Annotated in this window: 11 protein-coding genes; 2 read left to right on the top strand and 9 right to left on the bottom strand. The window is 70.7% G+C overall.

The window, feature by feature from the left end:
- Window positions 1-18 precede the first annotated feature (18 nt).
- Entirely contained in the window at window positions 19-504 is a 486-nt protein-coding gene (locus BJF79_RS30430; protein ID WP_262402764.1) for an NUDIX domain-containing protein, read from the top strand.
- Here the strand turns inward: BJF79_RS30430 and BJF79_RS30425 are convergent.
- A complete protein-coding gene (locus tag BJF79_RS30425) occupies window positions 489-1,628 on the bottom strand; it encodes a cytochrome P450 (RefSeq protein WP_083734205.1) in 1,140 nt (379 codons plus the stop codon). The two genes, BJF79_RS30430 and BJF79_RS30425, sit on opposite strands and share 16 nt — an antisense overlap.
- 346 nt (window positions 1,629-1,974) lie before the next feature.
- Between BJF79_RS30425 and BJF79_RS30420 the strand changes: the two genes are divergently transcribed.
- Window positions 1,975-3,648: a hypothetical protein gene (locus BJF79_RS30420; RefSeq protein WP_143220413.1), complete on the top strand. Its 1,674-nt coding sequence runs from the start codon at window positions 1,975-1,977 to the stop codon at window positions 3,646-3,648.
- Here BJF79_RS30420 and BJF79_RS30415 read toward each other — a convergent pair.
- From BJF79_RS30415 to BJF79_RS30380, 8 genes are all read right to left on the bottom strand, one after another.
- The gene (locus BJF79_RS30415) at window positions 3,620-5,746 is read right to left on the bottom strand and encodes a tetratricopeptide repeat protein (protein WP_075902575.1); all 2,127 of its coding nucleotides are present in this window, start codon (window positions 5,744-5,746) and stop codon (window positions 3,620-3,622) included. The genes BJF79_RS30420 and BJF79_RS30415 overlap by 29 nt on opposite strands.
- A gap of 72 nt (window positions 5,747-5,818) precedes the next feature.
- Window positions 5,819-7,015 carry an McrC family protein gene (locus BJF79_RS30410; RefSeq protein ID WP_075902573.1) on the bottom strand — a complete coding sequence of 399 codons (1,197 nt, stop codon included), beginning with the start codon at window positions 7,013-7,015 and terminating at the stop codon, window positions 5,819-5,821.
- Window positions 7,012-8,568 carry an McrB family protein gene (locus tag BJF79_RS30405; RefSeq protein WP_075902571.1) on the bottom strand — a complete coding sequence of 519 codons (1,557 nt, stop codon included), beginning with the start codon at window positions 8,566-8,568 and terminating at the stop codon, window positions 7,012-7,014. The genes BJF79_RS30410 and BJF79_RS30405 overlap by 4 nt, the downstream gene beginning before the upstream one ends.
- Window positions 8,526-9,095, bottom strand: coding sequence for a hypothetical protein (locus tag BJF79_RS54030; protein WP_143220412.1), 570 nt, complete (start codon window positions 9,093-9,095; stop codon window positions 8,526-8,528). Before BJF79_RS54030 ends, BJF79_RS30405 begins: the two co-directional genes overlap by 43 nt.
- A gap of 98 nt (window positions 9,096-9,193) precedes the next feature.
- Entirely contained in the window at window positions 9,194-9,760 is a 567-nt protein-coding gene (locus tag BJF79_RS30395) for a hypothetical protein (RefSeq protein WP_143220411.1), read from the bottom strand.
- Window positions 9,757-10,170, bottom strand: coding sequence for an ATP-binding protein (locus BJF79_RS30390; RefSeq protein ID WP_075902605.1), 414 nt, complete (start codon window positions 10,168-10,170; stop codon window positions 9,757-9,759). The genes BJF79_RS30395 and BJF79_RS30390 overlap by 4 nt, the downstream gene beginning before the upstream one ends.
- A 238-nt stretch (window positions 10,171-10,408) precedes the next feature.
- Window positions 10,409-11,878 (bottom strand): hypothetical protein, encoded by a 1,470-nt coding sequence (locus tag BJF79_RS30385; RefSeq protein WP_143220407.1) that lies wholly within the window; start codon window positions 11,876-11,878, stop codon window positions 10,409-10,411.
- A 58-nt stretch (window positions 11,879-11,936) separates the two neighbouring features.
- Complete coding sequence (locus BJF79_RS30380) at window positions 11,937-13,724, bottom strand: DUF262 domain-containing protein (protein ID WP_075902563.1); 1,788 nt, start codon at window positions 13,722-13,724, stop codon at window positions 11,937-11,939.
- Window positions 13,725-13,905: the final 181 nt, after the last annotated feature.

The following is a 13,905-nucleotide window of genomic DNA, read 5'->3' as shown; positions in this document are numbered from 1 at the left end:
CGCCCGGTGAGGGGACGCTTGATCGACCTGGCGGTCCGGCGGGTGGCGGCACCCGTCTGGAGGAAGCTGAGCGGACGCGCGCAGTGGCGCCTCGCGCGGCTCCGGCACCCGACGTTCCTCGTCTACGCGGGCGGGATCGTCCGCGACGACCGGGGCCGCATCCTGCTGCTGCGGCACCGGTTGTGGCCCCCGTACCGCGCGTGGGGACTGCCGGGCGGCTACGTCGACGCGGGCGAACGCCTCCAGGACGGCGTCGCGCGCGAGGTCCGCGAGGAGACGTCCCTCGAAGTCGCCGTCGCCGACCGTCCCCTGCACCTCGCGAGCGGTTTCCGTTTCCGGGTCGAGGCGTATTACGAAGCCGAAGTGACCGGCGGACGCCTCGACCTGGACCCCGCCGAAATCCTCGAAGCACGCTGGTGCGCCCTCGACGGACTCCCCGAGGAAATGTCCCCGCGCCTCCGCGCCCTGATAACCGCACTGCCCGGTCGTCACTCCCGGGCCTGAACCTGCGCGACGACGAATCCGCTCTTCGGCAGCACGGGCGCGCTCCACGGCGGAATGCGGAGGTCCTGCGCCGGAACCGTGTATTCCATCGACCGGGTGAGCGCCGCGACCGACACCTTCATCAGGTCCTCGGTGACCCACTCGCCCGCGCAGCGATGCCCTTCGTAGTGGTCGCCGCCGCCCTGCGGCACGAACGAGTAGGCGTCCGGTTCCCAGCCGAGGAACCTTTCGGGACGGAACTGTTCGGGGCGGTCCCACAAACGGGGATCGTGGTCGATGCCGTGCAGATCGAGCAGCACCCGCCGTCCCTTCTGGAACCGGTGCCCGCGCCAGGTGAAGTCGTGCGCGACGCGCGCCGCGGCGAACGGGAAGAACGGATAGAACCGCCGCACTTCCTGGACGAACGCGTCCATCGGCTCCGGCGCGTCGTCGTCCTGCAACCGGCGCCGCCAGCTCGGGTTCCCGTACAGGGCGAGCGCCGAGAAGACGACGAACCGCGCCACCGCGACGGTCGGCCGGAGCACGTTCAGCAGTTCGACGGCCGCGACCTCGGGCGGCAGCGGCCGTCCGTCCGTGTCGAGGAACCCGGCGATCCGCTCCAGCGCCGTGCCCTCCGCGGTCTCGGACGCCCGCGCCCGCACGACGTGCCCGGCGGCCCACCGGTCGGCGAGCCGGCGCGCGTCCCGTCCGCGAAGGTGGCGGGGTCCGACGGCGGCCGGGGAGTCGATCAGCGACAGCAGCACCCGGGTGACGGCCGGCACCTGCGGCCGCGTGACGGGCACCCCGGTCCACGCGCACACCGCCTCGCACAGCAGCTCGCTCACCTCGTCGAACAGCACCACCCGCCGCCCGTCCCCGGCCCACGACGCGATCCGTTCCCGCCACAGCCGCGCGGCGATATCGCACAGGTCGTCGCGGGCGCCGGGCGTCATGAGCGACATGAACAGCTCTTTGCGGGCCCGGTGCCGCTCGCCGTCCAGCGACTGCACGCCGTCCTCGCCGAACAGCGTCGCGCGCAGCCGCCGCGGCGCCGCACCGGCCCGGACGAACCGCCGCGGATCGTAGAAGACCTCCGCCGAATCGGCCCCGGTCATGCACGTCGTCTGCTGCAGCAGCAACCGCATGTCGTAGACGTCGCGTCCCGACCGCCGTGCCCGCGACGACAGCAGCCCGTAGGGACGCGCGAGCAGCGGCAGCGTCGCGTCCAGCCGGTCGACGATCCTCGTCAGCGCCGTCGTCCCTTGCCGAGCCGTCCGTTCCCGCTCGACGTTCTCGACGCGCGTCGTCCCCCCGGGACGGCTCCCTCACCTCAACCATGCCCGTCCCCCTACCCCGCAGGTCCGCGCCTAACGGACGACCTGTCCTGTCCCCGGGAAGTGGACCGTGTTCTAGAGCCGCTATGGTTGGCTCGCTTATCCTTTACTCCCCGTGCGTCATGAATGTGAGGCGTCCGAAAAGCATGACGCAGGATTGGCTGCGCGTCCCGATCGCGCCGACGCGCCCCGATGGACGACGCGCACCCCCGAACGGCTCGTCCTCGCCGTCGTGCACAACGTCACGTCGTTGACGCGCCTCCTCGACGCGGTGCAGATCCTGGAAGCCGATCCGCGAATCCAGGTCGTCTTCACGTGGACGCGCTCATCACCGTTCACGCACGACGTCGAGGAATTCCTCGGGGACATCGGAGCGCTGACGGCACCGTGGGATCAGGTCGTCTCCATGGATTTCGATCTCGCGCTTTCAGCCAGCTACGGCGGCGATCTTCATCTCTTGAAGGCCCCTCTCATGGTCTTGTCCCATGGTATGGGCTACAATAAAAAACTCGCCAGATTCCAGATTCCAGATTCCAGATTCCAGACTCCAGGAGCCGGGCCGGTCTTCGGTCTCGCCCCCGAATGGCTGATCGCGGACGGGCGCGTGGTGCCCGCGAGCATCGTCCTCTCGCACCCGGAACAGCTCGACCGGCTCGTGCGCGACTGTCCCGAAGCGGGTCCGGCGGCCGTCGTCGCCGGTGATCCCTGCCTCGACCGGATGCTCGCGGCACTCCCGTACCGCGACCGCTACCGGCCCGCGTTCGGCGCGGAGCCCCGGCAGACGCACGTCGTGGTCAGTTCCACCTGGGGTCCCCGGTCACTGCTCGGCGAGCACCCCGATCTCATCGCGGACCTCCTCGCCGAACTGCCCATGGACCGGTTCCGGGTGACCGCGGTCCTGCATCCGAACATCTGGCACGGGCACGGGCCGTGGCAGGTCAGGGCGTGGCTCGCGCACTGCCTGCGCGCGGGCCTGAACCTGGTCCCGCCCCGCGAGGGCTGGCGCGCCGCGCTCGTCGCGGCCGACCTCGTCATCGGAGACCACGGTTCGGTCACCTTCTACGGGGCCGCGCTGGGACGTCCGGTGCTGACGGCCGCGTTCCCGCACGAGGACGTGGATCCCGCGTCGCCGGTCGCGCGCCTCGGCCGCGCCGCGCCCGCGCTGACGCCCGGACGCCCCCTGGAACCCCAGGTCACGCGTGCGGTGGCCGAGCACGACCCGGCCCGTTACGCCGGCATCGTCGGCTGCGCGACGGCCGTGCCGGGCGGGTCGGGCCGCCTGCTGCGGACGGAGATGTACCGGCTGATGCGCCTCGGCGAGCCGGCCGCGCCACCGGCCGTCCTGCGCGTTCCCCCGCTCGACCGCGGCGACCTCGAAGGCGGCCGGGCGACGGCGGCCCTGACCACCGTCGAGTGGCGGGACGGCGTCGCCGTCGTCACGCGCGTGCCCGCGCCCACGGCCCTCCACCGCGGCGGGGCCGCCGACGGGCGGCACCTCGCGGTCGACGACACCGAACTCGAAGAGCGCCTCCTGGGACTCGCGGACGTCGTCTACGGCCTGCACCCGGGGTCGGAGGCGTCCACGAAGGAATGGCTGGCGCGGACATTCGACCGCCATCCCGGCTGCCATGTGGCGGCCGTCGAGGAAAGTCCCGGTATCTGCGTGATCGGTACGAACGACGGCGACATGGTGCGCTGCCGGGCCGAGAGACCGGAATTGGCGGCTTCCCTCGTCTACGGATGGCTGGAAACAGGGCGTCGGCTGGCCGAGATCCCGGCGGAATGCACCGTCGAGGCGAGACCTACGAGTCACTCTTTCCGGTTCGGGTGAGGTCCGCCAGCCACGTCCGGGCCGTTTCGGTCCGCGGATCGTTGCGCGATTCGAGGATCCGCAGCGCGTCGGTGCCCCATTCGACGGCCGCACCGCGGTCGCCGTCCCGTGCCGCCGCCACGCCGAGGGTCAGCAGGACCGCCGCCCGCTCCGCCGGGAATTCCCGCTCGCCCAGCAGATCCAGCGCGCGCCGGAGCGGGTCGGACGCCGCGCCAGGCCGTCCGGCCCGCAGCCGCGCCCGTCCCAGGTCGGTGAGCGTCTTCCCCTCGTTGTAGGGGTCGGGCAGCGCCGCGAGCAGCTCGGCCGCGCGCGCCAGCTGACCGGCGGCCTCCGCGTGGTCGCCGCGGGCGCTGGACGCGCGCCCCAGATGCCGCCAGGCCAGGGCCACCGCACGGTCGTCGTCCGACTCCGACATGCGCAGGTTCAGCCGCAGATTGTCCGTGAGCAACTCGTGCGCCCGTTCGGCCTGCTCACGGTCGGACGTCTCCAGCGACGGCTCCTCGGCGCCCGAGCGGCGCAGCGCGAGCAGCCCGAGCGACTCGACCGCGGTCGCCTCGCCCCGGACATGCCCGATCTCGCGATCGGCGCCCAGCGCGGCCTCGAACTCTGCGGCGGCGTCGTCGGCCCGGCCCAGTTCGGCGTACGCGAACCCGAGCTGGCAGTGCATCCGTCCCCGGAACCGGGGGTCGGACGCGTTCGGCGCCGCCGCCACCCCGAGACGATGGACGTCGATCCAGTGCTCGTAGTGCTTGCGCGTGAAGCAGAGCGCCCACTGCGCCTCGACGAGCCGGACCACGAGATCGTCCCGGCCCCGTTCGGCGGCGGCCCGGACGGCGGCCCGCAGGACGGGCCGGTTGTCTTCCAGCCATTCGCGGGCCGCATCGTCCGGCAGTGTCGGCGGCAGCCCGCGCAGGGGCTCGTAGTCGGGGCCGAGCCTCCACCGGCCGGGCATCAGCGCATGGTCCGCCTCGACGGCCTTCCGCAGGTACCACGTCAGGACGCGCGACAGCGCCGCCTCGCGCTCGTCCGGTGCGCAGCGTCCCCGCGCGTGCTCGTGCACGAGCCCGTGGATCCGGAAGCGCCCGTCCCCGAGGTCGTCCAGCAGCCCGGCGCGCTCCAGTTCCCGCAGCGCGGGCAGGGGCGCGTCGACTCCCCCGGCGACCGCAGCGAGCTCCGCGGAGAACGTCCGGCCCAGCAGCCCGGCGAGCCGCCGGTACAGGGCCTGCGCGGGATCGGAGAGCGCGTCGTAGGCACTGTCGAACACGGCGGCCCCTTCCGCCTCGCGGACGATCTCGGTGTGCAGCGTCGCCGGACGGCGGCGGCCGAGCCGCCGCCCGGCCGAGCACAGCAGCAGCGGACTCCCGCCGCACAACCGCGCCACCGCCGCCGCCTCGGCCCGCTCCGGCTCGCCGAACGACCGCCCGGCGACGTCCTCGAGCAGCCGGACGGCGACGTCGTCGTCCATCGGCTCCACCGGGACCTCGACGGCCCCGCGCAGGTTGCCCGGCATGGCGCGCGCCGTGGCCACGACGATGCCGCCCGGCGAGTTCGGGACCAGCGGCCGCACCTGCGATGCCAGCGAAACGTCGTCGAGGGAGACGATGACCGCCCGGTCGCTGGTGAGGCTGCGGTACAGGCCGGTCATCTCGCCCACGCTCGCCGGGACGTCGTCGGGCTCGACTCCCAGCGCCCCCAAGAAGTCGCCGAGGACGTCGGCGGCGGTCCTCGGCCCGCCGTCGTTCATGTCGGCGTGCAGGTGCGGGCCGGGCACGTCCGGCGCCATCGCCTGGAAGGTCCTGGCCGCCAGCTCGCTCTTCCCGATGCCCGCGGGACCCGTGTAGACGACCACGAGCGTCGTCCCGGACTCCACGGCCCTCCGCCACGCCCGCTCGACGATCTCGAGCGGTTCCTCGCGGTCGCTGAAGTACGGCCACGGACCGGGCAATTGGCGAGGAATCGGACGGGTGCGCTTCCTGCCGCCCGCGTAGAAGTCCCCCTCGACCGAAATCGACCGCGCCTGCACGACCAGTTCCGCCGAATCCGCGTTGACCTCGTTGCGGCCCGTGTTGTGGCCCGTGCCGTCACCGGGCTGTTCCATCAGGAGGACCTCCGCGCAGATTCCGGCCACTGTGCACGCTCGCGAACCGCACGATATCGCGAAGCGGAGCCGTCATCCGCCCGCGCCGATCCGGCGGGCGAGATCGCCGATCCGGGCGAGGAGGACATCGGGCGACGCCGCGAGATCGAGTGCCGTCTCCTCGATGCGCACGTCCGCCGTCCCGACGATCCGGTGGACGTGCGGGACGGCGTCCCCGGCCGCGTAGACGAGATGCCCCCGCTTCACGCCGAGCGCGGTGCAGTAGGCGAGCACCTGGTAGAGGTCCGCCTCGTGCTTCCCCACTTTGGTCTCGATCTTGTACTTGGCGTCGACCGCCGCCCGCGGCCGTCCGTCCCGTCCGTAGTGGACGAGGTCGGGCCGGAGCCGCACCCGCCGACCGTGGTCGAGGTGATGCCGCACGTCCTGCGTCTCGACCTTGCCGCCGAGAGGACGCAGCGCATCGGCGAGGGCGGCGGTGACGAAGTCCTCGAAGACCCGCCACATCGTCAGCATCAGCCCGTCCACCCGGACGGACGCGCCGCCGTCGAGCTCGAACGAGGCTCCGCGCAGGATCATCCCGGCGAGCCCGAGCGCGGTGTGGTAGCGCGCGTTCAGCCTGGTCGGCGTCCATTCGGGCAGCGGACGGCCCGGCACGAAACCGCGGACACCGTCCAGCCGCACGAGCAGGTGCCGCAGCATCCGGCGCGTTTCCGCCGGGACGCCGGGCAGCCTCATCAGCCGCCGGGCCGCGCCGAACAGCAGCCGGTTCTCGTCGGTGTCCGGCGTGTAGTCGTCGTAGCGGACCTCGACCGGCACCGGAACCCCGTATCGCCGCCTGACCTGGTCGGCGACGCGCACCCGGCCGCGCACGACGGCGAGCGGCTCCTCGACCTCCCGGTAGCCGAGCAGCACGCCCTGGCGTAGCGCCCGTTCGGCCGCGCGGGCGAAGGCGTGCGCGAGCGCGGGCAGGAGGTCGGGCCGTTCCCCGGCGTCCACCTCGTCCTGCCGCCAGCCGAGCGGCCGCTGCGCGTAGCCCAGCAGGAAGACGAGCCGGTCGATCGGTGTCTTCGGCGCGACGTGCAGGTCGACGGCGTCGTTCGGGCCGCCGACGCGGGCCGAACCGACGAGACCGTCGTCGCGCAGCCGCCACACCCCGGCCCGGGGCCCGTTCGTGATCCGCACCAGCCCGGACGCGCCGAGCACCGCGGCCTGCCGATCGGTGAGCTCGCGTTCGACCCACCCCGCGCCTTCTTGCAGACGGACGGTCACGGCAGCTCGCGCCGCAGCGCGTCCAGCCCGTACTCCCCCGCCACGTCCTTGCCTTCGCCGTAGTGGTGTTCCTCCAGCAGCGGGAGGATCTGGTTGCGCCAGATCCGGTGCAGGACGGCGTCCGTATCGACTCCGTCCCGCATCAGGTACGTGGGGCCGATGCGCATCTCCCGGTCGGCGATGCGTTCGTTGAGGGCGTCGAGCAGGCGCGCGGGTTCGTCCGGCAGTTCCTTGGCCTTCAGCCATTCCCTGAGCATGTCCCGCGTCGGCGCCACATCGGGGTGCAGTTCCATGAACCAGAACCGGCGCCGCATCGCGGTGTCGACCAGGGCGATGGACCGGTCGGCGGTGTTCATCGTGCCGAGGACGAGCACGTTGCGCGGAAGGGTGAACCCCTGTCCGTCGTCCGACCCGTACAGCAGGTTCACCGACTCGCGCCGGTACTCCAGCAGGAAGTACAGCTCCCCGAAGATCTTGGCGAGGTTTCCCCGGTTGATCTCGTCGATGATCAGCACGTAGGGCCGTTCCGGGTGCGCGCGGGCGGCCGTGACGATCTTGCGGAAGGGACCGGGCACGATCTCGAACACGACGGTGCCGTCCGGCCCCTGCCTGGGCCGGTACCCCTCGAAGAAGTCCTCGTAGGAGTACGCCGGGTGGAACTGGACGAGCTGGACGTTCTCCGGCCGCGCCCCGGTGAGGTGCTTCGCGAGCTCCCGCGCGAGGTACGTCTTCCCGGTGCCGGGCGGCCCGTAGAAGATGAGCTGCGGACGGTCGCGGAGCAGCTCCACGCATTCCTGCAGCCAGCCGGGATCGACGTGCAGGTCGCGCGCGAGCTTCTCGCCGACGTCCGGGAGGAACATTTCCGGCTCGGACACGCCCGCCGGCTCACCGAGCAGTTCCTCAAGCGCGGGGAGGAACGCGGTCAGCTCGACGATCTGCGCGTCCGGATTGCCGGACATGCCGGAGAAGCCGTCCGGCATGTGCTCGAAGTAGTCGAGGGGCCGGTCGGCCGCCCAGTCCACCGGCCGCTGCAGGTCGGCCCCGTGCCCGGCGCTCTGCGAGAAGCCGGGCGGACCCGCCACGACACCCAGATAAACCTCCCCGCCGTCGTTGCTGACGACGATGTCCCCTTCGCTCATGCGAGACAGGAAGGTGTGGAACTCGGCGACGAGCCGCTCCCGCTCGGGGTTCGGCACGTGCCCGTAGTCTTCAGCCACAGCCGTCCGCACCCGGTCCCGCGTCACCCCGCCGGGCATTTCCCTCAACCGCGAGGCCGGAAGGGCGCACACGCGGCCCGGCAGCCACACGTCCCGCAGCGGATTAGCCCCCGTACCCTCCGCGCCTCGGACGAGCCACGCCCGGCGCGGCGCCGCCGTGCCGTCGTCCTCGTCGTCGAGGAGCGGCCGCAGTTCGCCGTGCCCGAGCCGCTGGGCGGGGTTCGCACGGCCTTGCGAGACGTCGACGCCCTCTTCGGCGAGGACGTCGAGCCACTCGTCCCGTTCCTCCGGGGTCAGCCGGTATAACGTTGGCGGATTCCCGTTCTCGTCGAGCACCTTCTGCCACCCGTCGGACGCGCCCCCTGAAGCCAGCCGAGCAGCCGCTCGAGGTCGACGGCCAGGTCCGAAGCCAGATCCTCGGCCGAGACCCATGTCTCGTCGGGAATCCCTTCAATGAGATCCGATGCCGCGTCGAATCGTTCGCGGTTGCGTTCCCAGTATCGATAGGCCTCATGTGCGAGGCGGTAGAAGTCGTCCCGTTCGGAGTGCGCCTCGAGAGCGGCACGACCGACGGAGGTCAAGTGCCACCGGCGGTCGTACTTGGCGATGAGACCGGCCTTGACCAGACCAGTGCTCTTGTAACTGAAGTTGACGGAAGCGCTGGTCGAACCACCGGTGGCCTCGTCGTACCACTGCTCGATCCAGGGCAGACGCTGGACGACGAAGGCCCACAGCTCCCGCACGGACAGTCCGTCGGGATGGTCCGCGAGAATCGATGCGCCCGTGTGCTCGACCAGCACGTCCCAGTCCCGCATCTGCTGCAAATCGTCCCGTGCCGGAACATCGAGATACTCGGCTGCCACAGATCCCCCTCAGAACGGACGGCCGCAACGGAACTCGCCACGTACCTTCTCACCGCCACCTCGTCCCGACAACCGATCATTCGAATGACGCGGGTTCTCTACAGCCGATCACCGATATACCGGCAATAGTGCTCGATCAGCACTTCCCGCCGAAAATCCGGCCAGCGGGTGAGGGCGCCAGTGCCCCGGTCGACGATCAGCGGCGACGCGCCGCCCGGCCTGACGGGGCGGACGATGAATCCCTCGTCGAACTCGTCGACCGCGAGGGGCACCGGCCGCGCCTCCGCACGGAAGCAGGCGTCCGCGCGGCGCCACGCCTCCGCGCGGTCGATGGGGACCGGCCGGACGGCGTACGCGGTCAGGACGTCGGCGAGACCGTGCAGGGTCCGGCAGTCGCGCGTCCCGCACCCCCGGCAGATCGGCGTGCCGTCGGGGCCTTCGCCAGGCCGGTGCGCCGCGAGGACGCACGTCAGGCCCGCGGAACCGGCGAGCAGGAGCCGCCGCGAGTCCCGGACGAACTCGCGGGTGTACGGGTCGAGGCGCGCACCGGCCGGACCGGTCGCGAGCGCCTCCAGCGCGGACGCGTCGGCGCGCATCGCACTGGTCATCACCGCGTGCACGCGCCGGTGCGCCTGGGCGTGGTCCCATGCCGCGCGGCCGGTCACGCAGCCCACTCCCCCGCGAAGACGGCGGTGACGGTGCGTCCGTCGCCGTTGCCGTGCCAGCCCCAGCTCGCGGCGGTGAGCGAGATCGTCTGCAGGCCGCGACCGGACTCGTCGAGGTCGGCCGCCGCGACGGCCGCGGGCTCGCCCGGCCCGCCCTCGTCGGTGACCGACACCACGACACGGCCGCCGCCGCGGGCGATCTCGACGACGAACGCGCCGCCCGCCTGCCCGGACTTGGTGTGCCGGAGCGCGTTGACGACGAGTTCGTCCGCCGCGAGCAGGACGTCGTCCAGGTACGGGCAGCCGGCCAGCAGGCAGCCGACGAACCGCCGGACGGCGCCCGCCTGCTCGGGCCCGCCGGGGAAGGAGCGCCGCCAGCACAGCGGCAGGGACTCTGCTACCAGAAGCATCGCGGGGGTCATCGGAACCTCTCCGGATCGAGATCGACGTGACGTTGCGGATCGGCGGGGCAGCCCCGTCGATCGCGAACCAATCGTCACAGCCGGTGGCCGTCCGAGCACGCCGAACCGGCGATTCGGTGGCTCTGACCAGGGAAAACGCACGAACGGGTTCCAGGCATGCGATTCGCGCACGCGCGAACTTCGCACGTGCGCGAATCCCGTGGACGGGCGACCTGAGGCGAAAAGATCAGGACGGTGGTCCGGGCCACAGCTCTTCCATGAACACCTCGGACAACGGCGTGTGCGGCTGGTCGTAAACCCGGACCACGCTCCGGTACACCCCTTGGTCGCGCAGACCCTCCATGACGGCCTCCAGGTCATCGCCGTAGGAATCTGCGCCGTACCGCTCGGTCACGCTGTCCAGTAGGAGAAGCTCGGTCCCGTCCACGCGGTAGTGCTCCTGCTCGGGGAAGAGAAGACGGTGCATCGCCAGGTTCCGGTCGAGCTCCACGCAGCCGAGGTAGCTGACATCGGCGCCCGGCATCACGGCATCGAGGTCCGCGGCCTGCGCTCGCGTGAGATTCGTGACCGTGGCGACCGCGAGGGAGCCGCAGTTGATCTGCCCGGCCAGTTCCTCGACTTTGGGCATGCCCCCGCGAACCGGATTCCCGAGGAGGATGCCCTCGGCGACCTCGGTGGCGTCGGTGGCGTCGGTGCCGTCCGGCGGGAGCAGGCTCGCAACCGTTACCTCGAGGTCACGACGGTACTCGGGCACCGTGCGGGCCACCCTTGTCAGCACGGCAAGGTCGATGTGCGGCGGCATGTCCCGGCCCTCGTCGAAAAAGAACGCGACTTCCAGACGTTCCACCGTCTCCACCGCTCGCAACGGCACCTCGGCCACAGGGGGCGGGGCGTTGCGGACGTCGGCGACGTCCAGCACTCGCGGCATCGTGCGCCTGGACGTCAGGAGATTCCACAGAGCCTGTTCGGTGGTCTGCGGCTGTCCGAAGACCAGCGCGGAGATCCGGACGCGGCCGTCGGCGGACACCGACGCCACGCGGCCCAGCCCGGAGTAGACCTGCGGTTCCTCGGCGGCATCGTGGAGTGTCGTGCCTGCCGTGGCCGTCGTGAGCCATTGCGGATCGAAGCTGACGATCACGGACTGACCGCCGACGCTGAAGACGAGGTGCGGGTCCCGGGCCAGGTTTCCGCTCGGCGGCTGCGGCGGCGCCGCCGGTGGGTTGACACATCGCATGGACGCCTCGAAAGACACCAGCACACCTCCGCGCATCTTGCCCACGGTGGTCTCGTCGAGCACGACCGCCTCGGCGTCCCAGGCGTCGAACAGCGGCCTGACCTTGCCGACAAAGGTGCCGGGAGCCATCCCCTGACCGTGAAACGGCCTGGTGACGTCGAGTCCGGCGCTCCGCGCCACGGACATCACCGGCCCGCCCGCCGCGAGCATCGCGACACGCGGCAGGTTCACGAAGTCGACGTTCGCGAACCGGGACCGCCACACCCGGGCCGAACGTCGCAGTTCCTCAGCCAATTCCTCATCGGCGGGCTCCGCTTCGGGCACCACGATGATCGTGTTTATGACCACGTCGCCGCCAACGGAACCCGCTTGAACGACCGATCCGTCGGCGCGTCCGGAAAAGCTGATACGGCTGTCCGGTACCGGCGGCTCCCCCTTCTCTCGATCATTCTTTCGAAACACGTTCCACCCCGCCCGCTCGACTGGCCTCCATTCTGGCGGACGGGGCCGACATCATCGCCTATGAGCCACTGTCGGCCGCCAGCATGTGATCACTGTTGATCAGCTGGGCGAGCCGCTGCGCGAGGCGCTTCTTGCGATGCTCGTAGAAGTCGACGAATCCGGTGATGCCGTCGGGCAGCAGGTCCAGGTCGTTCTGCGTGGCGTACTGTTCGCGCGCCTCGGCCGAGGGAAAATGGTCGCCGTCGAGCCACTCCCACGGCCACCGGTTGCTCTTCTCCACGTTCGGCACACCCGCGAGGAGCTGGAGGTTGGGGAGGCCGTTCACCCGGGACCTGTACTCCTCGACCTCGTCGGCCGGGACGCCCGCCTTCGTCAGGGCGCTCGGGGTGAAGCGGGACTTCGGGAAGATGTGGTCCTCGTGGATCTGCTGGTCGAGGTTCAGCCCCGGATAGAGGATCGCCAGGACGGGGAACGTCCGCGGCTTCCGGTACTGGAGCTCGAGAAGCTCCTCGACCTCTTCGGCGCTGAACGTGAGCGCCTTCCCGCGTGAGGCCATCGCCGATTCGACCGCGCCGATCGGGAAGCCCGAATCCGGGCTGTCCCGGATGACCGTCTGGATATGACGCAGCAAGGTGTCCAGCCCGGAGCCCCAGACACCGCGCTTCAGGAGGCTGCGGAACACCCAGCGGCGGACGGCTGCCCGGTCGGCGGCGTGCGCACCCGCCTTGACGTAGCCGTCCCCGTGCCCGTGGGTGTGCAAGTAGTACGCGACGGGGATGACCACACTGTCCGCGCTCAGGTTGCGGCCGTTGAGGCCGAAGGACGCCAGCAGTTCGGCGGCGCGGAGCAGGCTCGCGCGGATCTCCGTCCAGCCCTTCTCCAACCGGCTCATGTTCGCCTTCGTGAAGTTGGAGATCTTGAACTGGAAGTCCGGGGCCTCGGTGAGCACCAGCGCGGTCTTCAACACGAGGTCCTTGCTGAACTGGAACTTGCCGGGGCCGTCGGCGAGGTCGGCGACCAGCGACCGGATCTCCTCCCGGGCGTCCCGTTCCTCCCACTGGTTGGTGGCCATCGACAGCAGCAGGTCGGAGTTCGACAGCTTGGTCCCGCCGCTGTTCACGCGGACGAAGATGTCCAGGACGCGCTCCGGGTCCTGGCTGTCCTCCTGGTAGGCGTTGATCGCCGGCTTCTTCCGGACGCCCTCGACCAGCTGGTCGAGCCGGTCGTACACCTCGGGCCAGCCGGAGGCGTCGCTGACGCCGCGCGCCTTGAGCTCCTGCATGATCCCGGACCCGCCCGACAGGCTCAGCACGTCCCCGACCCTGAACCAGGCGCGGACTCCGTCGATCTCCGCCTTGGCTTCCTCGTCGGTCAGGAATTGCAGGTTGTACTGAAGGCCCAGTTCGTTCTCGCCTTCGGGCTCGCGGAGCAGGTTCAGGTAGAGCCGCTTCGTCGGGTAAGCGTCCGGGTTGCCCACCCATCTGCGCGGCAGGCGCTCGGCGTGACTCCCGTAGAGGCCGATGTTGAGGGCCGTGAGCCGCTGCTGGCCGTCCAGTACCGCGATGGCGTCATGCCCGGCCGGAATGCTCGCTTTGGGTGCGTACGGCCGATTGAACTCGTGATAGTCGGTCAGGAAGTCATAGAAGGTGAAGTCGCCGACGTGTTCCTTCTCCAGGCCCCACAGCAGGAAAGAGCCCATCGGGTAGCCGCGCATCAGGCTGTCGAAGAGCGTGCGAATCTGATTCGTGCTCCACACGAACTCCCGCTGGATCGCGGGCAGCACCCATGACTTCTTGTGGACCTTCGCCAGCGCGTCCTCGACCGTGATCGCCGGCAGAAAACCCATACGGCACCCATCCTCACATCGGCATGTTCTTCGCAAACGTGCATAAGACTCTACGGGAACACCTCGACAGGCGCGCCGAAATCATCGAGGCCGCGTCACGCATCGTCGACCGTTGAGCCCGGCGAGGTGGCCGTTACCCCGCCGACGGCGTGGGCCGAACGCACCGACTCCCGCCGAATCC

Source organism: Actinomadura sp. CNU-125, assembly GCF_001942465.1.
In the GTDB taxonomy this organism is placed as follows: Bacteria; Actinomycetota; Actinomycetes; order Streptosporangiales; family Streptosporangiaceae; genus Spirillospora.
The sequence above is the reverse complement of the archived record's forward strand: the minus strand, read 5'-3'. Positions and strand labels throughout refer to the sequence as shown.